Source organism: Arthrobacter sp. ISL-28, from assembly GCF_018613875.1.
Lineage (GTDB): Bacteria > Actinomycetota > Actinomycetes > Actinomycetales > Micrococcaceae > Arthrobacter.
Map to the genome: position 1 here is coordinate 188,521 of NZ_JAGGPJ010000002.1, position 21,867 is coordinate 210,387.

At 66.2% G+C, this 21,867-nt stretch carries 22 protein-coding genes and 1 pseudogene; 17 read left to right on the forward strand and 6 right to left on the reverse strand.

What is annotated here, in order from left to right; translation table 11 throughout:
• The first annotated feature begins 2 nt into the window (after positions 1-2).
• From J7E80_RS01635 to J7E80_RS01655, 5 genes are all read left to right on the forward strand, one after another.
• Positions 3-1,556 carry an ABC transporter substrate-binding protein gene (locus J7E80_RS01635; protein WP_215049731.1) on the forward strand — a complete coding sequence of 518 codons (1,554 nt, stop codon included), beginning with the start codon at positions 3-5 and terminating at the stop codon, positions 1,554-1,556.
• 16 nt (positions 1,557-1,572) lie between these two features.
• The gene (locus J7E80_RS01640; RefSeq protein ID WP_215049732.1) at positions 1,573-2,559 is read left to right on the forward strand and encodes an ABC transporter permease; all 987 of its coding nucleotides are present in this window, start codon (positions 1,573-1,575) and stop codon (positions 2,557-2,559) included.
• Positions 2,559-3,443: an ABC transporter permease gene (locus J7E80_RS01645; protein ID WP_215049733.1), complete on the forward strand. Its 885-nt coding sequence runs from the start codon at positions 2,559-2,561 to the stop codon at positions 3,441-3,443. The genes J7E80_RS01640 and J7E80_RS01645 overlap by 1 nt, the downstream gene beginning before the upstream one ends.
• Before the next feature lie 2 nt (positions 3,444-3,445).
• Entirely contained in the window at positions 3,446-4,894 is a 1,449-nt protein-coding gene (locus J7E80_RS01650; RefSeq protein ID WP_251036319.1) for an ABC transporter ATP-binding protein, read from the forward strand.
• 138 nt (positions 4,895-5,032) lie between these two features.
• On the forward strand, positions 5,033-5,371 hold the full coding sequence (locus J7E80_RS01655) for a YnfA family protein (RefSeq protein WP_215049735.1): 339 nt from the start codon (positions 5,033-5,035) through the stop codon (positions 5,369-5,371).
• Positions 5,372-5,373: 2 nt separating this feature from the next.
• On the opposite strand, the gene J7E80_RS01660 is transcribed toward J7E80_RS01655, so the two are convergent.
• Both J7E80_RS01660 and J7E80_RS01665 read right to left on the reverse strand, forming a co-directional pair.
• Complete coding sequence (locus tag J7E80_RS01660) at positions 5,374-5,724, reverse strand: helix-turn-helix transcriptional regulator (protein WP_215049736.1); 351 nt, start codon at positions 5,722-5,724, stop codon at positions 5,374-5,376.
• 63 nt (positions 5,725-5,787) lie between these two features.
• Positions 5,788-6,528, reverse strand: a complete 741-nt coding sequence (locus tag J7E80_RS01665) for an aquaporin (RefSeq protein ID WP_215049737.1) — start codon at positions 6,526-6,528, stop codon at positions 5,788-5,790.
• A 45-nt stretch (positions 6,529-6,573) separates the two neighbouring features.
• Here J7E80_RS01665 and J7E80_RS01670 point away from each other — a divergent pair, with 45 nt between their 5' ends.
• The 6 genes and pseudogenes from J7E80_RS01670 to nhaA all read left to right on the forward strand — a co-directional run bounded on the left by J7E80_RS01670 (position 6,574) and on the right by nhaA (position 12,618).
• Complete coding sequence (locus J7E80_RS01670) at positions 6,574-7,248, forward strand: helix-turn-helix domain-containing protein (RefSeq protein ID WP_215049738.1); 675 nt, start codon at positions 6,574-6,576, stop codon at positions 7,246-7,248.
• 208 nt (positions 7,249-7,456) lie between these two features.
• A complete protein-coding gene (locus tag J7E80_RS01675; RefSeq protein ID WP_215049739.1) occupies positions 7,457-7,891 on the forward strand; it encodes an arsenate reductase ArsC in 435 nt (144 codons plus the stop codon).
• 66 nt (positions 7,892-7,957) lie between these two features.
• Positions 7,958-8,935: a thioredoxin-disulfide reductase gene (gene trxB, locus J7E80_RS01680; protein ID WP_215049763.1), complete on the forward strand. Its 978-nt coding sequence runs from the start codon at positions 7,958-7,960 to the stop codon at positions 8,933-8,935.
• A gap of 220 nt (positions 8,936-9,155) precedes the next feature.
• A pseudogene (locus tag J7E80_RS01685) lies at positions 9,156-10,629 on the forward strand (FAD-dependent oxidoreductase).
• 97 nt (positions 10,630-10,726) lie between these two features.
• A complete protein-coding gene (locus tag J7E80_RS01690; protein WP_215049740.1) occupies positions 10,727-11,149 on the forward strand; it encodes a low molecular weight phosphatase family protein in 423 nt (140 codons plus the stop codon).
• A 122-nt stretch (positions 11,150-11,271) separates the two neighbouring features.
• A complete protein-coding gene (nhaA, locus tag J7E80_RS01695; protein WP_215049741.1) occupies positions 11,272-12,618 on the forward strand; it encodes a Na+/H+ antiporter NhaA in 1,347 nt (448 codons plus the stop codon).
• Positions 12,619-12,707: 89 nt separating this feature from the next.
• Here nhaA and J7E80_RS01700 read toward each other — a convergent pair whose 3' ends face one another.
• On the reverse strand, positions 12,708-12,983 hold the full coding sequence (locus J7E80_RS01700; RefSeq protein WP_215049742.1) for a hypothetical protein: 276 nt from the start codon (positions 12,981-12,983) through the stop codon (positions 12,708-12,710).
• A 122-nt stretch (positions 12,984-13,105) separates the two neighbouring features.
• The gene (locus J7E80_RS01705) at positions 13,106-14,629 is read right to left on the reverse strand and encodes a SulP family inorganic anion transporter (RefSeq protein WP_215049743.1); all 1,524 of its coding nucleotides are present in this window, start codon (positions 14,627-14,629) and stop codon (positions 13,106-13,108) included.
• Positions 14,630-14,832: 203 nt separating this feature from the next.
• On the opposite strand from J7E80_RS01705, the gene J7E80_RS01710 reads away from it, so the two are divergent.
• The 4 genes from J7E80_RS01710 (at position 14,833) to J7E80_RS01725 (ending at position 18,386) form a co-directional block, all read left to right on the forward strand.
• Entirely contained in the window at positions 14,833-15,432 is a 600-nt protein-coding gene (locus tag J7E80_RS01710) for a TetR/AcrR family transcriptional regulator (protein ID WP_251036297.1), read from the forward strand.
• Complete coding sequence (locus J7E80_RS01715; RefSeq protein ID WP_311380740.1) at positions 15,429-16,406, forward strand: EamA family transporter; 978 nt, start codon at positions 15,429-15,431, stop codon at positions 16,404-16,406. Before J7E80_RS01710 ends, J7E80_RS01715 begins: the two co-directional genes overlap by 4 nt.
• A 164-nt stretch (positions 16,407-16,570) precedes the next feature.
• The gene (locus J7E80_RS01720; protein ID WP_215049744.1) at positions 16,571-17,377 is read left to right on the forward strand and encodes a histidine phosphatase family protein; all 807 of its coding nucleotides are present in this window, start codon (positions 16,571-16,573) and stop codon (positions 17,375-17,377) included.
• Complete coding sequence (locus tag J7E80_RS01725; RefSeq protein WP_215049745.1) at positions 17,346-18,386, forward strand: NAD(P)H-hydrate dehydratase; 1,041 nt, start codon at positions 17,346-17,348, stop codon at positions 18,384-18,386. Before J7E80_RS01720 ends, J7E80_RS01725 begins: the two co-directional genes overlap by 32 nt.
• A gap of 57 nt (positions 18,387-18,443) precedes the next feature.
• Here J7E80_RS01725 and J7E80_RS01730 read toward each other — a convergent pair whose 3' ends face one another.
• Both J7E80_RS01730 and J7E80_RS01735 read right to left on the reverse strand, forming a co-directional pair.
• Positions 18,444-19,862 (reverse strand): extracellular solute-binding protein, encoded by a 1,419-nt coding sequence (locus J7E80_RS01730; RefSeq protein WP_311380741.1) that lies wholly within the window; start codon positions 19,860-19,862, stop codon positions 18,444-18,446.
• A gap of 318 nt (positions 19,863-20,180) precedes the next feature.
• Positions 20,181-20,603: an Hsp20/alpha crystallin family protein gene (locus J7E80_RS01735; RefSeq protein ID WP_215049746.1), complete on the reverse strand. Its 423-nt coding sequence runs from the start codon at positions 20,601-20,603 to the stop codon at positions 20,181-20,183.
• A 283-nt stretch (positions 20,604-20,886) separates the two neighbouring features.
• Here J7E80_RS01735 and J7E80_RS01740 point away from each other — a divergent pair, with 283 nt between their 5' ends.
• Positions 20,887-21,687 (forward strand): hypothetical protein, encoded by an 801-nt coding sequence (locus J7E80_RS01740; RefSeq protein ID WP_311380742.1) that lies wholly within the window; start codon positions 20,887-20,889, stop codon positions 21,685-21,687.
• Positions 21,684-21,867 (forward strand): phage holin family protein (locus J7E80_RS01745; RefSeq protein ID WP_215049747.1); only part of this gene is annotated, 184 nt, incomplete at its 3' end. The genes J7E80_RS01740 and J7E80_RS01745, both read left to right, overlap by 4 nt.

Here is a 21,867-nt window from a genome sequence, read left to right on the forward strand (position 1 = left end):
GCATGTCCTGGAAAAGGATTAAGGCGGCCGGAGTTTCGGCCGTCACGGTAGTGATGTTGGCGGCCTGCGCCGGGGAGAGCGCAGCGGGCGGTCCGGCATCGGCGCAGCCGCTGAAAGTCGTCGGGCCGTTCGAAGTGCATAGCTTGGACCCGTCCACCAGCGGTGGGATCTTCACCCGGCTTCAGGTCGCAGAGACCCTGGTCGAGGCGGACAACCGTGGCGAACTGGAACCCGGGCTAGCTACCGCCTGGGACGTCGCACCGGACAGGAAGACCTGGCGGTTCACGATCCGCACTGGCGCACAGTTCCACGACGGCACCCCCGTCACGGCTGAAACGGTCGCTGCCGCGCTCAAGGTCGCGGACAGCAAAGCTGGAACCCCGCTCTCGACGGTCCCGGTAAAGTCCATCCGCGCGGACGGGCAGACCGTGCGCCTGGACCTGACAGAACCGTACGGCCCGCTCCCTGCGGTGCTGGCACACACGAGCACGCAGATCCTGGCCCCCTCGTCGTATGGACATGGCCAATCCGTCACCAAGATCGTGGGCTCGGGTCCCTACCGCGTGACCCGGTTGGAACAGCCCTCCAGCGTCGAAGTTGCGGCCTTTGAGCAATGGCAGGGCAAGAAGCCCGCCATCAAAGAGGTGAGCTATCAGGCCGTCGGCCGGTCCGAGAGCCGGGCGCTGATGGCCGAAAGCGGCCAGGCCGACGTCACCTTCGGCATGGATCCGACCAGCCTTCAAAGGCTCAAGCAGGCGGGCAGCCTGGACATCAGTTCAGTCACACTGCCCAGGACAATCCTGCTGAAGGTCAATGCCGGCCACGAAATCCTCTCAGACGTTCGGGTGCGTCGGGCACTGAGCCTGGCCCTTGACCGCGAGGGCATGGCCAAAGCCCTGCTCCGCGACCCCGAGATGGCCGCCGGGCAGCTGTTCCCGCCGTCCCTGCCGGGATGGCACCAGCCCTCCGTCGCACCGGTGCAACAGGACGAGGCCGCGGCCCGCGCCCTCCTCGCCGAGGCCGGCTGGACCCCGGGACCCGATGGCGTCCTCGCCCGGAACGGACGGACATTCGTGGTTAGCCTGCGCACCTTCCCGGACCGGCCGGAACTGCCGCTCCTCGCCACCGCAATCCAGGCCAAGCTCAAGGAGCTTGGCCTCATGCTGGATGTGAAGGTCGGCAACTCCAGCGAGATCCCGGCCGGACACAAGGACGGCACCCTCGAGCTCGGCCTGTACTCACGGAACTTCGCCCTCGTTCCCGACGCACTGGCCACCCTGGCGGACGACTACGGCCCCAAGGGCGCGGAGTACGGCGCGATGGGCTGGAACAGTACGGAACTGACCGCCACCCTGCAGGACATGGCGAAAGGTACCGACTCCGCCGGCGCGGAAGCCGGACGCAAGAAGGTATCGCAGATCCTGCAGGAGGAACTGCCCGTCATTCCTGTTGCGTGGTACCGCCAGAGCGCCGTGGTGAGCAAGCGGGTCGAAGGACTGGCTTTGGACCCGCTGGAACGTTCCCTGCGCCTGACCGACCTCAACTGGGCCAGCTAGGGCGATGCGGACCTCCATGAACCAGCTAGTTCGGCACGAGTCCTTCCTCGTGCCTGCCGCCCTTGTGCTCCGCCAGCGCGTCATCCAGGCGGTCGCGGTGGCGCTGTTCGTCTCTGCCGCGTGCTTCGCAATTGTGCAGAGCCTTCCCGGCGACATCGCTTTCCGGATCGCAGCCGGCCGTTACGGCTACGACCAGGTCACCGCCGCGTCGGCCGAGGCCGTCCGGGCCGATCTGGGACTGGACCGCCCGGCCTGGCTGCAACTGCTCGATTGGCTGGCCAGCCTCGCCCGGTTCGACCTCGGGACCTCCCTGGTGACAGGCGGCAACGTCGCAGGGGAATTGGCCCTGCATCTGTCCGGCAGCCTGCAGCTCGCCGCCGCGGCGCTGGTGCTGGCCTTCCTCGCTGGCACGGCGGCCGGTACCCTGGCCGCGTTCCGGCCCGGAGGGACGCTGGACCGCGCCCTGACGTTCTGGGTTTCGGCCGCGCGGGCACTGCCTCCGTTCCTCCTCGGGCTGGTCCTGATCCTCGTCTTCTCTGTGCACCTCGGGGTGCTGCCTGCCACGGGCCACGGAGAATCGACCAACATCGTGCTCCCGGCCCTCACGCTCGCAACGGGCCTCTCCGGCCTGTTCGCACGCGTCAGCCGTGACGCCGTTATCCGGATCCGGCAATCGGACTACGTCCGGTTCGCCGCAACCAAGGGTCTGGGCGGCCGCCTGATCTTCATCCGCCACGTGCTGCGGAACACCGGCGTGACCCTGGTCCCCTACATCGGCGTGCAGGCGATCATCCTGATCGAAGGCGTGGTGGTCATTGAGAGCCTCTTCGCCTGGCCAGGGCTGGGCCACGCGCTGGTGCATGCGATCTTCTGGCGCGATGTTCCCATGATCCAGGCCACAGCCCTCGCACTCGCCCTCCTGGTCGTGCTCCTCAACACGGCCACTGATCTGGCGGTACTCGCCATCGATCCCCGTCCCCGCACCAGTCAGGCGGCCAGCTGATGACCCAGACCATTACCCCAACACCCGGCGGTACACCCGACACCACTTTGCCGTCCCCCGCGCTCCAGAACGATGCGCCTCCTGCGAACCGCTGGTACTCCGGACGCAGCACGGGCCAGCTGCTGGCCATGTCAGGCTTGGCCCTGTTGGTGCTCTTCGCCCTCCTCGGGCCGCTGCTGTGGACGGAGCACGCCGTCCAGGACTTGTCACGGTTCCTCGAACCGCCGAGCCTGGCGGATCCCCTCGGCCGGGACCACCTCGGCCGAAGCGTTGTTGCCCGGCTCGCCCACGCCACGCGGCTGTCACTGCTGCTGGCCGTTCTGGGCGTGGTCACCGCGCTGGCCGCGGGGACACTCGCCGGTATTGTCGCCGCATGGCGCGGCGGCTGGGTGGACGCTTCCCTGAACGCGATGTCAGAGGCACTCATTGCCCTCCCGGCGATTCTCGTCGTCCTGCTCTTCTCGGCGATGGCAAACGGTGAACTGTGGACGCTCTATGCGGGGCTGGCCCTGGCCCAGTGGGTGGAATACTTCCGCATGGTGCGGGCCCGCAGCAGCCTGGTGCTCGCCGGCCCGGCCGTCGAAGCCGCGGGCCTGCTCAAGCTCGGCCGCGCGCACATCCTCCGCCGCCACCTCTGGCCGGAGCTCCGGCCGCTGCTGGCCACCATGGCAACCTTCGGGATCGGCTCCTCCATCCTCGCCCTGTCCACCCTGGGATTCGTCGGCATCGGAATCCGCCCGCCCACCCCCGAACTCGGACTCATGATCACTGAAGCGTTCCCCTACTACAACGAGGCCCCCTGGATGTCCCTGGCACCCGTCCTGGTTCTCACCACCACCCTGATCGGGCTCCTGGGCCTGCGGAACAAGGAGTCCCGCGCGTGAGCATGCACCTACAACACCTCATCGTCAGCCACTCCGGCCAGACTCTGGTCAACGTCTCCGAACTGCAGCTGGAACCCGGCCGGCCCCTGACCATCGTCGGTGAGAGCGGGTCCGGCAAGTCCCTGCTCGCCCACGCCATCATGGGCACCCTGCCCGGCAGCCTCACGGCGCGAGGGAGCCTGACGGCGGACGGCACGACCTACGACCTGGCCGACCCGTCCAACAGGCGCAGGCTCTGGGGCCGGGTGATGTCCCTGCTGCCGCAGGAACCCATGCTCGCCCTCGACCCCACCATGCGGGCCCAGGAACAGGTCGCCGAAGGCGCGGCCACGTTCGGAACGGACCCGGGAAGCGCACGCGGCCGAGCGCGTGGCATGCTGGCGGCCCTCGGCCTGGGCGGCGCTGCCCGCTCGTTTCCGCACACGCTCTCCGGGGGCATGGCCCAGCGCGTCGCCTTCGCCGCCGCCACGATCGCGGACGCGCCCATGCTCATCGCCGACGAGCCCTCCAAGGGCCTCGATGAAGCCGCGAGGGCAGACCTTGCGGAACTGCTGAAACGGCACCTCCACGGCGGAGGCATCCTGCTGACCATCACCCATGACCTCGACCTCGCCCGCGAGCTCGGAGGCGACGTGCTGGTGATGAAAGAGGCCGAAATCATCGAACAGGGCCCCGCACGGCGCGTGCTCGAAACACCCGCACACCCCTACACCCGGCGGCTGATCGCCGCCGAACCGGCGCACTGGGCCCACTCCTGGATGCGGCGGCCCGCCGGCGACGAGACAAAGCCTGCGCTCATCACGGCAGAAGGGCTCACGAAGGCCTTCGACGGCAAGACGCTTTTCGCAGATCTCTCCCTGACCGTCCGCGCCGGGGAGCGGGTGGCCATCAGCGGCCCCAGCGGCTGCGGCAAGACCACCCTGGGCAACGTGCTGCTCCGCCTCGCACGGCCAGGCAGCGGACAGGTGCACCACGCCGAAACGCTGGGAGGAGGCCGGCTACAAAAGCTCTATCAGGATCCGGCCCTGTCCTTCCCTGCCAGCGTTCCGCTCCGCGACAGCTTCGGCGACGTCATCCGCCGTCACCAGGTGCCCCCTTCCCGCCTCGACGAGCTGATGGACGCCCTGCGCCTCGCCCCGGCGCTCCTCACAAGACAGCCAGGGCAGGTCTCAGGAGGGGAACTGCAACGGCTCGCGATCATCCGGACGATGCTGCTCGAGCCGGCTCTGGTCTTCGCCGATGAACCCACCTCGCGCCTGGACCTCATCACCCAGGAGGAAACCATCCGGTGCCTCATGGACCAGGTTGGCCGCCAGGACTGTGCATTGCTGCTGGTCACCCACGACAAAACGCTCGCCGGCGCTGTCGCAGACCGCCAGCTCGCACTCACCCCCGAGGAAGCACCGAGGGGGACAGTAACTCCCCGGGAGGCAGTTACGGCAATCGCCTGACGGGTGCCGGCCCCCGGACGGAACGCTCAGAGCGTGGCGAGGAGCCCAGCCGTCGTCTTCTCCAACCGTCCGGCACCCGTGCGCTGCAAGATCAATGCCGGTTTCCTGGCATGTGGACCGAAAGACGATGATGGGTCCATGACCATTGCGAAATCCGTCGTCCTGTTCATCCTTGCGGCCGTTGCCGAGATCGGAGGTGCGTGGCTGGTCTGGCAGGCTGTCCGGGAGGACAAGTCATGGTGGTGGGCAGGACTCGGAGTCATAGCCCTCGGCATTTATGGATTTATCGCCACGCTCCAGCCAGACGCGCACTTCGGCCGAATCCTGGCGGCTTACGGTGGAGTGTTCGTGGCGGGGTCGCTGGCCTGGGGCATGGTTTTCGACGGATTCCGCCCCGATCGGTGGGATGCCATTGGTTCCGTTGTGTGCCTGGCGGGTGTCGCCATCATCATGTACGCGCCGCGGAATGCGGGTTGATCTTAGATCCTCGCGAGCATGCCCGCGACGTCGTCCAAAGCGCCAGGGGCCAGGGAGAAGTAGGCCCACGTACCTCGCTTTTCGCGGTGCAGCAGCCCCGCTTCGACCAGGATTTTCAGGTGGTGGGAGACCGTGGGCTGGCTCAGATCCAGCGGCTCGGTCAGATCACACACGCAGATCGCCCCGGAGGACGCGGCCTTGATGATGGAGAGCAGCCGGAGCCGGTTCGGATCGGCCAGCGCCTTGAAGACCAGGGCCTGCTGCTTCGCCTCCTCGGCGTCCAGAGCGGGCGCCCCCGCCGGCGGGCAGCAGGCTTCCTCCATGGCCGGCTCGAGGATGGGCAGCAAGTTCATGTACCCATTATGCGCCAATATTGACGAGCATCAATGTATCGCCAAAGACCCGCCAGGCCAGGTTTAAGAGCTGGTCTTTTCCGAGTCGTGCGGGAGCACGACGTCGTCGGCGGCGCGGGCCGCCAAGGGGAACAGGATGAGGAGGAGGCCCAGGCCGGCCGCGGCGCCAACAAGCTGCGCAATGACGAACCCGGGTACGGAGGCCAGGGCAATGCCCGCGAAGGTGTCGCTGAAGATACGGCCGACTGTCACGGCGGGGTTTGCGAAGGACGTCGAGGACGTAAACCAGTACGCGGCTCCGATGTAGGCACCCACCGCCGGTGCGGCAAGGACGCCCCGCTTGGTGGCGGCGAGGGTGAAGATCAGCAGGATGAGCCCGGCGGTCGCAACGACCTCCCCCAGCAGATGACCAGGAGTGGCGCGGTCCTTGCCGGAGATGGAAGTCCCCACCTCAAACATGGCATTCGCGACAATGCTGCCGCTGATCGCGCCCAGCGTCTGCGCGGCCACATAAGTGCCAAGCTCCGGCAGCGTCAGCCCCGTACCGCCGTGCCGGCCCAGTACCCAGTCGACCAGGGAGACCACCGGGTTGAAGTGCGCGCCGCTGACCGGGCCGAATACAAGGATCAGTACCGTCAGGCCCAGCACCGTGGCCGTGCTGTTCTGCAGGAGCTGCAGTCCGACGTCGTTGGGGGAGAGTTGCTGTGCGGCAATCCCCGACCCCACAACGATCATCACGAGCAAGCTGGTGCCAAGAAGTTCAGCAACGGCCCGGCGCCACAACGGTGGCTGGTTAGAAGTCATGGAACCAGCTTGACCGATGAAATTAACTCAGTCAAAATTGAGTCAATGAAAACTGAGTCGAGGGACGCCTTCCAAGCGCGGGTCGCCAAGCATGCAGCCCTCGCCGATCCTGCGCGGCTGCGTATTGTCGATCTGCTCACTCTCGGGGATTTCTCCCCCACGGAACTGCAGGCCGAGCTGGGAATGCCCTCAAACCTGCTGTCCCACCACCTGCGCACCCTGGAAGCAGCAGGCCTGGCCACCCGCCACCGCTCCGAAGCCGACAGGCGCCGCAGCTATATCCGGCTCGCCGCCGGCGCGCTGGAAGGCCTCCCGCCAGGGGCCGAGCATGGCGCCAAGCGTGTTCTGTTCGTCTGCACGCGAAACAGTGCCCGGTCCCAGCTGGCCGCCGCACTCTGGACCCAGGTCAGTGAGATCTCCTCAGCCTCGGCAGGAACACACCCCGCAGACCGCATTGCACCGGGAGCCATCAAAGTCGCCCGCCGGCACGGGCTGGACCTTGCAAACCTTCCCCCGCAGAGGCTGGACCAGGTAGCTGATGACGGGGACTTCGTCATAACCGTATGCGACAACGCCCACGAGGAACTCACCAGCCTCAGCGGCATCCACTGGTCTGTGCCGGATCCTCTGCGGATCAATACCGAGGAAGCCTTCGAAAACGCCTTCTCCGACATCTCCCACCGCGTCCACGACCTTGCACCCCGGGTGCACGCCGCCTAACCCGACGATTCCGGAGGACTAGCGCCCCCAGCCGCCCAGAGAGACAATCAGCCCGACCTCGCTCAACACATTGACAATCATCAATCTATCGCCCGATACTCCATACATCGACAACCATCAATATTCATGGAGGGACGCAGGACATGCGGGCGTGAAGACTCAAAAAGACCGATCTGCCCGTCACCTAAATGATTTCAGGAGAAAACCCTTGACTACCGAAACCGCCAAGAAGCCGTCCGTCCTGTTCGTCTGCGTGCACAACGCCGGCCGCTCCCAGATGGCCGCCGCCTTCCTCACTTCCCTTTCTGAAGGGCAGATCGAGGTCCGCTCCGCGGGTTCCCAGCCGGCCGACAAGATCAACCCGTCAGCCGTCGAGGCAATGTCCGAGGTCGGCATCGACATGTCCGCCGAGATCCCCAAGGTCCTCACCACCGAGGCCGTCAAGGATTCCGACGTCGTCATCACCATGGGCTGCGGCGACGAATGCCCCTACTTCCCCGGCAAGCGCTACGAGGACTGGGTCCTCGAGGATCCCGCGGGCAAGGGCGTCGACTCCGTCCGCCCCATCCGCGACGAGATCCGCGGCCGCGTCGAGGGCCTCATCAGCGAACTGGTGCCCGCCCGGCACACGGACGCCCAGTAAACTGCCGGACCTACCCGCCTCAAAAAGGAGCCAGCCGTGAGCACACCCAACGCAAACCCTGACAACGTGACCACCCAGCAGCTGATCATCATCGGGTCCGGCCCCGCCGGCTATACCGCTGCGATCTATGCCGCCCGCGCCGGCCTCAAGCCCCTCGTCCTGGCCGGCTCCGTCACCGCCGGCGGCGCCCTGATGAACACCACCGACGTCGAAAACTTTCCCGGCTTCCCGGACGGCATCCAGGGCCCCGAGCTCATGGACGGGCTGCAGCAGCAGGCCGAAAGGTTCGGCGCGCAGGTGGTGTTCGACGACGTCACCCACGTCACGCTGGCCGGGCACCTCAAGCGTGTGGTCACGGGCGCCGGAGAGATCCACCAGTCCCCCGCCGTCATCCTCGCCACGGGCTCCGCCTACAAGGAGCTCGGCCTGCCGGAGGAGAAGAAGTTCAGCGGGCACGGGGTCTCCTGGTGCGCCACCTGCGACGGGTTCTTCTTCCGTGACCAGGACATCATCGTGGTCGGCGGCGGTGACTCCGCCATGGAGGAAGCCACCTTCCTGACCCGCTTCGGAAAGTCCGTCACCATCGTGGTCCGCAAGGGCGAGCTGCGCGCTTCCCGGATCATGGCCCAGCGCGCCAAGGACAACCCGAAGATCCGCTTCGCGTGGCACTCGGCCGTCACCGCCATCCATGGCGACGGCAAGGTCACCGGTGTGACGCTGAAGGACACCCGCACCGGCGAAACACGCGAACAGGCCGCCACCGGCATTTTCGTGGCGATCGGGCATGTGCCGCGCACCGAACTCGTGGCCGGGCAGGTGGAGCTCGACGCCGAGGGCTACATCAAGGTGGACTCCCCCACCACCGTCACCAACCTCTCGGGCGTGTTTGCGTGCGGCGACGCCGTGGACCACCGCTACCGCCAGGCCATTACCGCCGCCGGCACCGGCTGCGCTGCGGCCCTCGACGCCGAACGCTACCTCGCCGCGCTCGAGGATGCCGACAGCATCGCCACCGCGCTGGTGGAGGAACCCACCCACGCCTAACCAAGGACGGGAGAGGGGGTGAGCTGAATGAACACCGGATGCTGCGGCGATGGCTGCTGCGACGACGATCAGGACTGCTGCTGACGCCCACGCTTCCGCCCAACCAGGTAGCAGCGGGGCGTCGTTTTGAGCGCTCAGAACGAGGCATGCTGCTACCTGGTTGCGTGCCGCCCTAGTTGGCTCGCCGCCCGCCACGCCGCTCGACAGAACAGAGGACACTGTGGATTCAGCGAAGAACCTTCCCGTCGCCGTCATCGGCGCAGGTCCCGTGGGCCTTGCCGCCGCTGCACACCTCCTCGAACGCGGCCTGGAGCCGCTGATCTTCGAGGCAGGCCCGACGGCGGGCGCCGCCATTGAACAGTGGCGCCACATCCGGCTGTTCTCACCGTGGCGGTTCAATATCGACGCCGCCGCCGTCCGCCTGCTCGAGCCCTCCGGCTGGGAATCGCCCCGGCCCACGGCCCTGCCCTACGGCGGGGAACTCATCGATAATTACCTCGCTCCGCTGGCCGCGCTGCCGGCCATCAGCTCCCGGCTGCTCACCGGCGCCCGCGTGGTGGCGCTGACCCGCAGCGGGCTGGACAAGACCCATGTCCGGGACCGGGACGCCACGCCGTTCGTGGTCCGCGTCGAGCATGAGGGCGGCGAGCTCCGCGACTACAGCGCCGCCGGGGTCATCGATGCTTCCGGCACCTGGTCTGTGCGCAATCCGCTGGGCACCTCCGGACTTCCTGCCCTGGGCGAAGCCGCACTTGCCTCCGCCATTTCCTCGCCACTGCCGGACGTGCTGGACCGGGACCGGACCCTCTTTCGCCGGCCGCCGCGTCCTCGTGGTCGGCGCCGGCCACTCGGCAGCCAACACGCTCATCAGCCTGTCGGAACTGGCCAAGGCCGAACCCGGAACCCGGATCCTCTGGGCCGTCCGAGGTCCGTCCGCGGCGAAGGTCTACGGCGGCGGGGACCTCGACGGCCTGCCCGCCCGAGGCCAGCTCGGCGCACGCGTCCGCCGCCTGGTCGAAGCCGGAACCATCGAGCTGCACACCGGTTTCGGGGTGGCTGCGCTGGCGGCGGCCCGCGCTCCAGCTGACGACGGCGGAACCTCACCCGCCGCAGTCGACGGCCCTTCGGTGACCGTCACCGCCGTCGACGGCCGCACCCTGCAGGCCGACGTCGTGGTGCCCTGCACCGGTTTCCGCCCCGATCTGAACATCCTTCGGGAACTACGCCTCAACCTCGACCCCGCCGTTGAAGCCCCCACCGCTCTGGGCCCTCTGATCGACCCCGAATTCCACTCCTGCGGCACCGTCCCGCCGCACGGTGCCGCGCTCCTCGCCCACCCGGACAGAGACTTCTACATTGTGGGGATGAAGTCCTACGGCCGGGCGCCGACCTTCCTGCTGGCCACCGGCTATGAGCAGGTCCGTTCCGTCGCCGCTGCCCTGGCCGGAGACCGCGCCGCCGCCGACACGGTCCAGCTCGAGCTGCCCGAGACCGGGGTCTGCTCCACCGACGCCGGCACCAGCTGCGACGTCCCGGTGCCCTCCCGGGAAACAGCCGGCGCTGGAGCAGCCACCGGTAGAACAGCGGCAGGTGCGGCGGACGTCGTCGAGCTTGAACCGGCCTGCTGCGGCACTCCGGAACCGGTGCTCGTCGGTTTCCCCACCGGGCTGTCCCACGGCCGCTCCGGCGAGTAGACCAGGGCTAAAACCCCTGGCCGCACCGTTCGTCCAAACCCGTTCATCCATGCCTGTCGTCGTCCACACCGCTCCTCAACAAGGAAGAATAAACCCCATGACCGAGTCCACGAAAAGACCCAGCGTCCTGTTCGTTTGCAGCAAGAACGGCGGAAAATCCCAGCTCGCTGCCGGGCTGATGAACCAACTGGCCGCAGGAACTGTCGCCGTCTACTCCGCAGGCACCAAGCCGGGCAACTCGCTCAACCCCCAGGCTGTGGAGTCGCTGTCCGAACTCGGCATCGACATCACAGCGGAACACCCCAAGCCGGTCGCAGACAACGTCCTGGACAGTGTGGACGCCGTCATCGTCCTCGGCACCGAAGCGAAGCTCGAGCCGCACGAAGGCACGCGCTTCGAGGTCTGGGAAACGGACGAGCCGTCCGAGCGCGGCATCGAAGGCATGGAACGCATGCGCCTGGTCCGGGACGATATCCAGGACCGGGTCCGGAAGCTGTATGCGGAGCTCACGGGAAACTAGATCGTGCAGGCGCGCCCGGCCCCATTGCGGGGCGGGCCTGACCCTGTCCCGTAGAATGGTCGAAGGTGCGCCGGGAAGTCTGGTCGGCATGATTTTGTTGACCCGACTTTTAGGACTCCATCATGAGCCAAACGCCGCCCGCCATCCCCCCACGCTTCACGGTCTTCGGGCGCGGCAGTTACGCCGAGTCATTGCGCATCGGGGAAATCCTCCGGAAGGAAACAGTCGGCGGCGCCCTGCTGGTTGCGGCGGCGGTCGTCGCGCTCATCTGGGCCAACTCCCCGGCATCGGAGAGCTACTTCGCACTCCGTGACTTCCAGATCGGTTACGAACCCTGGCATCTGGACCTCAGTCTGGGGACATGGGCCGCCGACGGGCTGCTCGCCATCTTCTTTTTCCTGGTCGGCCTCGAGCTCAAGAGGGAGTTCGTTGCAGGCGACCTGCGGCAGCTGAACAAGTCGGTCGTTCCCGTCGCCGCGGCAGCAGGCGGGGTTGTTGTTCCGGCGCTCATCTACGCTGCGGTCAACCTCACCAGTCCGGAGACCCTGCGCGGATGGGCCATCCCCACGGCCACCGACATTGCCTTCGCGGTAGCCGTGCTGGCGATCATCGGCTCACACCTTCCCAGCGCCCTGCGCATTTTCCTGCTCACGCTGGCCGTGGTGGACGATCTGCTGGCGATCAGCATCATCGCAATCTTCTACTCCAGCGACATCCAGCCCGGCCCGCTGCTGCTGGCCCTGATTCCCCTGGCGCTGTACACGTTCTTGGCGCAGAAATACCGGCGCTTCTTCGGCACGAAAACTGCAGCCGCCTGGATCATCCTGCTCCCCTTGGGCGCCGCTACGTGGGCGCTGGTCCATGCTTCCGGCATCCACGCCACGGTCGCCGGCGTCCTGCTGGGCTTCGCCATTCCCGTGATCCGATCCCAAGCGAGCGGCGGGCCCGCGGCCGGACCCGGACTGGCCGAAATCTTCGAGCACCGGTTCCGGCCCATTTCGGCCGGGGTGGCTGTCCCGATCTTCGCATTCTTTTCCGCCGGCGTGGCCGTGGGAGGCTGGGACGGGCTGGGCTCGGCCCTGGCGGATCCTGTAGCCCTTGGCATCATCCTGGCGCTCGTCCTGGGCAAGCCGATCGGGATCATGGGAACCACCTGGGTTCTCACCAAAGCCTCCAGGGCACGGCTGGACGACTCGTTCAAGTGGATTGACGTTTTCGGCGTCGCGCTCCTGGCGGGGATCGGCTTCACGGTGTCCCTGCTGGTGGCCGAGCTGAGCTTTGGCCAGGGAAGCCTGCAGGATGACCACGCCAAGGTGGGCATCCTGGCGGCCTCCCTGCTGGCAGCGGCTCTGGCCACGGTGGTGCTGCGCATCAGGAACCGCCAGTACCGCCTCGCCGAGGAAGCAGAAAAGGTCGACTCCGACCACAACGGCATCCCCGACGTCTATGACACGCAGAACAGGCCCTGAGATACCGGGCTAGTACGGCCCCAGGACCTGTTCTGGTGCTGCCTTCTGCAGCACCCCGTGCAACCGGACGGTCAGCCGACGGCGGCCGGTCAGGTCTGGCCGGCTCCGGTTGTCCCGAACATGAGGGTCCGCCGCGACACGTCATAAAACACGGTTGCTGCGGTCGAGAGGAGGTGCTGGAGATTGTCGGTGTCCTGCGCATCGAGCGTCAGCACCTCTTCCCATGCCCCCTGGTCAAGGACCAGCTGGAGAGTCCAGGTGCCGGGCTTACCCGGCTGACCGGCGACCCAGCTGAATTGGTAGTGATTGACCTGACGCACCTTGATGCTGTCATCGGTCAGCGGCTGTTTGGGTGTCGGACTCATGATCTCCTCCTGGACATCGCTGGTTGCAGGGCCCGCGGCAGCGGACCCCTTTGCAATCTAGACCCGTGTCCCGGCTCGATCCAGACCCCGACGCTTTCCCGCAGGACGGGGGCTCCTACGGCCTAGTGTCCGGCGCCGAGCTGGCCGCCGAGGCGCTCGCGCATCAGGATGCTGGCGTCGTTGAGGCCGACGATTTTCACATCCTTGCCGTGGCGGCGGTACTTCTCCGTGATGGCGTCCAGCGTTGCGATGGTGGAGGCGTCCCAGAGGTGGGAGGCGTGCATGTCGATCACCACATGCTCCGGGTCCAGCGCGTATTCGAACTGTGTGTAGAGATCGTTGGAGGACGCGAAGAAGAGCTCGCCGTCCACCACATAGGTGGCAGTCTCCTGCCCGTTGGTTGTTGTCACGGTCCGTTCGACGGTGACGAAGTGGGCAACCCTGCGGGCGAACAGCACCATGGCCACAAGCACGCCCGCACCGACGCCGATGGCAAGGTTATGGGTGGCGACGACGACGATGACGGTGGCGACCATGACAATGGTTTCGCTCTTGGGCATCAGCTGCAGGGTCCGGGGATGGATGCTGTGCCAGTCGAAGGTGGCCCAGGAGACGAAGATCATCACGGCTACCAGTGCCGCCATCGGGATCACGGAGACGACGTCGCCCAGCGCCACCACGAGGATGAGCAGGAACACGCCGGCCAGGAACGTGGAAATCCGGGTGCGGGCTCCGGAGGCCTTGACGTTGATCATGGTCTGTCCGATCATCGCGCAGCCGCCCATGCCGCCGAAAAATCCGGTGGCGATGTTGGCCACGCCCTGGCCCCACGATTCACGGCTTTTGTGGGAACGGGTGTCGGTGACATCGTCCACCAGCTTCGCGGTCATGAGTGACTCCAGGAGCCCGACGATGGCCATGGCCAGCGCGAACGGGAAGATGATCTGCAGCGTCTCCATGGTGAACGGAACGTTCGGGATGAACAGCGACGGCAGGGAATCCGGCAGGTCACCCTTGTCGCCCACGGTCGGCACCGCCACGGAAGCCAGGACGGTGATGAGGGTCAGGACCACGATGGCGACGAGCGGGGCCGGGACTGCCCGGGTCAGCTTCGGCAGGCCGAAGACAATGGCCAGGCCGAGGGCGACGAGGGGGTAGACCAGCCACGGCACGCCAAGAAGCTCGGGGACCTGGGACATGAAGATCAGGATGGCGAGGGCGTTGACGAAGCCGACCATCACGGAGCGTGGAATGAACCGCATGAGTTTGGCGACGCCGGACAGTCCCAGGACCACCTGGAAAACCCCGGCCAGGATAACGGCGGCGATGAGGTAGTCCACGCCGTGGGACTTCACCAGCGGTGCAATAACGAGGGCAACCGCGCCGGTCGCTGCCGAAATCATGGCGGGACGGCCGCCGACGAAGGCAATGGTGACCGCCATCGTGAAGGACGCAAAGAGTCCCAGCCGGGGATCAACGCCGGCGATGATTGAAAACGCGATGGCTTCCGGGATCAGTGCCAAGGCTACGACGAGTCCGGCGAGGACCTCGGTCTTGAGCCGGCGCGGGGACGTAAGGGTTCCCCGGACGGATTGCAGCTGCTCAGGGGTATTCTCAGGGGCATCCCCGGCGGTTTTGACGGCCATCGCTGGCTCCGTTCATGGTCAGGAAGGCGCACGGCAGCGCTTCGCTTACTAAAGAATGAAAGGGCGCAACGCCGCGCCGGGAAGAGGGGAAACTGCCCTTAAGGGTCTCACCGCTCGTATAAAACTCTACCGTGAGGAGGTCAGCTTCCGTCAGAGTAGGTATACTGGTCTACCTACTTTACCTTTTATGCCGGCGAGGACTCATGACCGAGAAGCAGATGACACCGGGAAAACCCAGACGGCGTGCCCGTGATGCACTGCTTGAAGCGGCATCGAGGCGCTTCTACGCGGACGGCCTGGCCGGAACGGGAATCGACGCCATTACAGCCGAGGCGGGCGTCGCCAAGAAGAGCCTCTACAACAACTTCGCCTCGAAGGCCGACCTGGTGACGGCGTACCTCAATGCCCGCCACGAGGAATGGATGGGGCTGTATCGGATGCGGCTGGACAGGGCGTTCAGTGCCCGGGAGCGCGTGCTCGCGGTCTTCGATGCTTACGCGGACCACGCTGATCTGGCATACGAGAAGGGCTTCCGCGGCTGTGGCCTGCTGAATGCTGCAGCCGAACTGCCAGCCGGGGATCCCGGAAGGACGGTGGTCCGGCGCCACAAGGAGGAGGTTGAAGCGCTGCTGTCGGAGCATGTGTCCGAACTCCTCCCCCGCTTCCCTGGGCAGGCGGCTTCAACGGCCCGGCATTTGGCGTTCCTGCTTGAAGGGGCGATGGCCCGTTCCGGCCTTGAAGGCAACGACCGCTGCATTAAGGAAGCCCGCCGGATCGCGGCCGCCCTGATCGGCACCCCGTGAAGGGCGCACGCTTCAAGGGGACCTCGTGGGGTTCGCTGTTTGTGCTGGCCGCCTCGGTGCTGTGGGGCACAACGGGAACGGCAGCCACATTCGCGCCCGACGTAAGCCCATTGGCCATCGGAGCGGTGGCAATGGGTTTCGGCGGCCTGCTCCAGGCGGCAATTGCCGCAAGGTCGATCATGACGCTGGCGGCTTCCCTGCGCAGCCAGTGGCCCTTGGTGGCCGTGGGATCCCTGGCCGTCGCGGCGTACCCGCTGGCCTTTTACTCGTCAATGCACCTGGCGGGCGTGGCGGTGGGGACAGTTGTCTCCATCGGTTCAGCTCCGCTCGCCTCCGCCGTCATAGAACGGATTGTGGACAAGAGACGATTTACCGGCCGCTGGGCAGTGGGAGCGGTGCTCGGTGTGACTGGTGCCGTGCTGCTGTGTTTCGCGGGAGGCGGCCACGGTAATCCGGCAACGGATGCGGGATGGTCCACGCCTGCCGGCATCGGCCTGGGGCTGATTGCCGGGCTCACGTATGCGCTCTACTCCTGGGCCGCGCACCGACTGATCAACACCGGTGTACCGTCAACAACAGTCATGGGGGCCGTTTTTGGCATAGGCGGGCTGCTGCTCATGCCCGTCCTGGCGGTCACCGGAGCCCCACTCGTGGCTTCCTGGCAGAACCTGGCGGTGGGCGTGTACATGGCCCTTGTCCCGATGCTTGCAGGCTACGTTCTGTTCGGCCTGGGACTCGCCCGTGTCCGCGCCAGCACGGCGACGACGATATCCCTCGCTGAGACGGTGGTGGCTGCCCTCCTTGCGGTGGTGGTAGTGGGTGAACGACTTCCGGCGATCGGTTGGGCCGGTGCCGCCCTTGTGGCAGGCAGCCTGTTCGTTCTGACGCTGCCCGCCCCTGCAAGGAGCGACGGGCGGGTCGAAGAAACTCCGACCGACGGCGTCCCTCTTCCCGCTGCCCGGACCCGGGCCTGACCCCAAGGATTGGTTCGCGGCCGCTGTGGTCCCCAACTGAGTCGCAGTTATCGCCGGTTTGAGGCTTGAAAACGACGTCAGCTGCGACTTAGTTGGGTAGCAGTCCGGGTACGGCGCTAGTAACGTAAAGCATTCGCAGGCCAAGGGCGAACGGGAGGGGAATCGTGGGCAGTAACGGAAAGCGCAATGACACCCAGAGCAACGACGGGACAGTCCCGGCAGGCTGGACCGCGGGGGCAGTGGAGCTCATCCTGGTCCGCCACGGCGAAAGCCAGGGAAACGTTGCCGCCACCGTCGCCCAGGAATCCGGTGCGGACGTGATCGACGTCCCCGCCCGCGACGCCGACGTCGAACTCTCCGCCACCGGCCGTGAACAGGTCCGGGCGCTGGGCCGCGCATTGGCGCCGATCCCCGAGGAACTGCGTCCCGACGTCATAATCTCCTCCCCCTACCTGCGCGCTTTCCAGACCGCGGAAATCGCCGCGGAGACGGCGGGCTGGCCCGTGACGGTCCGGACGGACGAGAGGCTCCGCGACCGCGAGCTCGGAATTCTGGACATGCTCACCAGCCTCGGCGTGGAAAACCGGCTCCCCGAAGAGGCAGAGCGACGGCGGTGGCTGGGGAAGTTCTACTACCGCCCGCCGGGCGGGGAATCCTGGGCGGATGTGGCGCTGCGGCTGCGTTCCGTACTCGGCGAACTGAACGCGCTGGGCAGCGGGCACCGGGTAATGCTGGTGTGCCACGATGCCGTGGTCATGCTGTTCCGCTACGTCCTCGAGGGGATGTCTGAGCGGGAACTGCTGGATCTTGCCGCGAGCACCTCCGTCCTGAATGCGTCAGTCACCCGCTATGTCCGGCCGGACGGAGTGGGACCGTGGACGCTCGAGAGCTTCAACGTGGCCGACCATCTCATGGAGCAGGGCGTCCAGGTCACCGAGCATGCAGGAGACACCAGTGTCCACCCGCGGTGAGTCTGCTGCTTCCAGTGCCTCCGCTTCCAGTGCATCGGCCGGTTCATCCGCCGCGCAGGTCACACCGTCGCTGCTGCGCGGCTGGCCTCTCCCCGCTGCCGGAGCGGACAAGTATTCGCGGGGTGCGGTGCTGGTGATCGGCGGTGCGCGGCGGACGCCGGGCGCTGTGCTGCTGGCCGGAACCGCGGCACTCCGGGCCGGCGCGGGCAGGCTGACGCTGGCTGTGGCGGAGTCCGTGGCTGTGCAGCTGGCCGTCATGCTGCCGGAAGCCGGCGTGATCGGTCTCCGGGAATCGGCGGGCGGGTCCCTGGGCCCGGAGGGGCTCGATGCCCTGTTTGAAGATCTGGACGCGGCTGATGCCGTGCTGATCGGTCCGGGGCTGGACGACATCGACGGGACTGAGGCGCTTCTCCGGGAGCTGCTGCGGCACGAGGCGGAGCGAACGGCTGAGCGGCAGCCCCAGAATGGCGGCGATTCCAACGGCGATGATTCCAACGGCGAGTCCAGCGCCACCGTGATTCTCGACGCGTATGCACTCGGCTGCCTCCCCAAACTGCTGGACGAGCTGGAGCCCTGGGCCGGACGCCTGATCCTCACTCCAAACCCCACCGAAGCGGCCATTCTGCTGGGCCGGGACGTGGACTTGGGCGGCGACGACGGCGGCCTGGCTGCCGCCGTCGTCGAAATTGCGGAGAAGTACCGGGCGGTGGTGAGCTGCCAGGGCCTGATAGCCCGCCCGGCCGGCGGTGACGCCCCCGAAGCCGCTGACCGCTGGGAGATCACCACCGGCTACGGCGGACTCGGAACCTCGGGAAGCGGCGACATCCTGGCCGGTGCCATTGCCGGGCTGCGCGCCCGCGGTACCACCGACGCCCAGGCCGCCTGCTGGGGCACCCACCTTCACGCCGCCGCCGCGGACAGGCTCGCCAGCCGGCTCGGAAGCCTGGGATTCCTGGCGCGGGAACTCGCCGACGAATTGCCGCCGCTGATGATGGAGCTGAAAGCGTAACGGGTTCAGCGCGGGGAGACGCCAGTGCAGGGAACTGCTCAGTGTTGCGGGAACTGCTCAGTGTTGGGAAGTATGGATGGCTCGGAGCGAATCGGCTGCCGCCGTGACCGCTGCAGCAGGCTCCACTTTACCGATGGTGGCATCGCTGACGGCTTTGGCGATGGGCAGCTCACGGAGTGCGGCACTGGTGAGTTCACCGTGCCCCTCAACAATGCCCCAGTGCTTGACTTCGTTGACGCCGTTCAGCAGAACGTCGAGGACACCCGGCGCGTAGAGCTTGTGCAGGGGCTGCTGCCTGCCGGTGCCAAGAGGTAAGGCCTTCCAGGCGTCCGAGTACTCAGCCGGGTTGGCCTCGGTGCCCGCGCGGACCGGAAGCCGTTCCTCAGGGGCAATGGCAAGCCAGTCGGCATAGCCGTCGGTCATCATGTATTCCACGAACTGGCGCGCCAGGTCTGTGTCCGAGTCGTTCGTGATCGTCCAGGACGTGACCTCGCCGAAGTGTGCATGTGCTTCGCCCGCTCCAAGGATTCCCGTCACCACACCGGTATTTTTGGCGAGGTACGCCGGGTCCGCCTTGCACTCAGGGCAGCCGGGCCGGATATCGCTGCGCAGGCCCGCCAACTCGTCCAGCATTGACGATGGCCAGACAGCCATGGCGGCTTTGCCGGCGAAGTAGGCGGCCCGGACAGTATCCAGATCCTGGGGCCCCGGCTGCGAGTAATTCTTCAGCATGTCGCGGTAGAAGCCGAGCGCACCCACACACTGCGGGCTGTCAAACGCGACGCTTCCCTCCGCGTTGACCATTTCGCACCCGTTGCCGTGCGCGACATGCTCGAAGGACTGCTGTGTAAATGCCTGTCCGGCCTTGTTGGCAGCGGCGAAGCCTGCCATCTGCGGACTATGCAGCTTCTCTGCTGCAGCCTTGATGGCACCATAGGTATCGGGTGTTCTCAGGCCCGCCTTGGCGAACAGGTCCTTTCGGTAGTACAGGAGCTCCTGCCATGTTGAATCCGGTACGGACAATTGCTGGCCACCGTCACGGGTCAGCTCCAGCGAACGCTGGGACCAAGTCTTTTCACCCAGTTTGCGGACGACTTCAGCGTTTGCCTCGGTGTTGGCAAAGCCGTTGGCCTCGACCGTGCGGACATCAGCCAGCGTAATCCCACCAATGACATCGGGCAGGTCCCCCGATGCCGCTGAGGATGCCAGGACTTGGTTGAACCGGTGGGCGGGTACGCTCACGAGGTCCACACTCAAACCAGTGGCGATCGCAAACTTATCGAGGATCACCTCGATCTTGGCCACGCGGTCCGGAAGGGTGTCCGCGGTCCACACCGTGAGGCCATGAGGATCGGAACCATCGACCGCCGGACCACCCGGGCCTCCCGCAGTCGGTGTGCAGGCCGTGAGGAGTCCTGCTGCCAGGGAAACCGCAGCCGCGAAAGTCACGCTGTTCCGGCCTCTGGTTCTGTTCACCTCGGCGCTCCTGCCATGTGCCCGCAGTACTGTGGGCGAAAGCCGCTGCCTGCAACCGGAGTTACAGTCGGGGACTTGTTCCTCCAGCGTATCCACATGCGGGGCCGTTGTCTGTAGCAAAAATCAGGCGCTGTCTGGAGGCGCTGTCTGGAGTAGAACGAAGGCTGACCCCGGGCCGAGACGGCCACGGGGCCACCCTCACGGGAGGAATCCGGACAGTTCTGCCGTGCGCTATACAACGCTGTGGCGTGCTCCCGGGCTAACCGCCCCAAAAGGCAGACAACACGTTCGCCGGACCCTCCCTGTCTGGTGCGGAGGCTAAGCTGCGATCTCCTGCTTGCCCCCCTTGGTTTCGATTTCAATCTTGCGCGGCTGGGCCTTCTCGGCGACCGGAATCCGCAGAGTCAGCACGCCGGCGTCGTAACTTGCCTTGATGCTTTCCGTTTCCAGCGTGTCTTCCAGGATCAGCTGCCGACTGAACACGCCACGGGGACGTTCAGAGACAATCATCTCGGTGTCCTTGCCTGCGGGATCGGGTCGTTCAGCCTTCACCGTCAGGACATTCCGTTCGATGTCCAGATCCACGGAGTCCGGGTTCACGCCGGGCAGATCGAAGGCCACAACGAATTCCTTGTCCTCCTGCCACGCATCCATGGGCATGGCGGCCGGACGCGCTGCTGTGCCTAGGACTTGCTGGGCGAGCCTGTCCAGCTCGCGGAACGGATCGGTCCGCATCAACATGGCTTTCCCTCCTCAAAGGTGAGACGGTCCATCATTCCTCTTCCCAGTTCCCAGCCGATCTATATCAGCTGGTATAGATTTTTTATAACACCGGCGTTAACAGTCCGCAAGGGGTTTTTAGAAATTTTTGCTCCCCGAGGCTGGCCCCGGTCCAGCCTGACGCCGCTCGACGAGGCGTTGCAGGCAAACTAGCAAGCGTACTTACTATCTGATGCTAAACATGCTTACTATTAATCGACGTGCTGGATCATCACAGCAGCTGTCCCATCAAGGAAAGGGAGCAATGATGACAGAGAGCCAATGGCCGCAGGCGGCAGATGCGGCTACCGATCAGTACCCGGCCACCACAACTCCGGCTTCGTCCCTAGGGTCTGAAGGTTCCGCAACCAAAAAGGACGTGGCAAAAGACGAGGCCTCCACCGTGGCTCATCAGGCCGCCGGTGCAGCCCAGAACGTGGCAGGCACGGCTAAGGCCGAGGCCGCAAATGTGGCTTCCGAGGTAAAGACCAATGCCAAGGATCTCCTCTACCAGGCGAAGTCGGATCTGACCGACCAGGCAGGCGCCCAGCAGCAGAAGGCAGCCGAAGGGATCCGCACCATCTCCTCACAGCTGCGCACCATGGCGGACGCGCCCGAACAGCAGGGCGTCGCTTCCGGCCTGATCCGCGAAGCCGCGGACCGCTCTGAGTCCATGGCGTCGTGGCTGGAAAACAGAAATCCGGGTTCCCTGCTTGACGAGGTCAAGTCCTTCGCACGGCAGCGCCCCGGCACGTTCCTGCTCCTGGCCGCCGGGGCCGGCATGCTCGCGGGCAGACTCGGACGCAGCCTTCAGGCCGGCGCCCCGGCCGCCACGAGCGGGACCCGCACCGCCGCTCCCGCGCACTCGGCAGCCACCGAAAGCACCATCACATCAGGCGTAGGCGAGCCGTTCTATGAGGAGTCGGCCGTCGGCGAGCCGCCGATCTACGGCGAAACCGTGTACGGCGAACCCGCGAGGCCAGAATATGCGGGTCCGGGCTCGGCAGGCGCACCGCTGCGCGATCCCAATAATCCTTATGCCGAGGGTGAAGGTCGTCAGCTGTGAGCAGTCAGATACCGGAGACTCCTCCGACAGCCGCGCACGCCAAGGCGGACACCAATTCCCTCGGGGAGCTCCTGGGAGACGTCACCCGGGATCTTTCCACCCTGATGCGCCAGGAAATGGAACTCGCCAAGGCCGAAGCGAAGCAGTCCGCAACGAAAGCCGGCAAGGGCGGCGGGATGC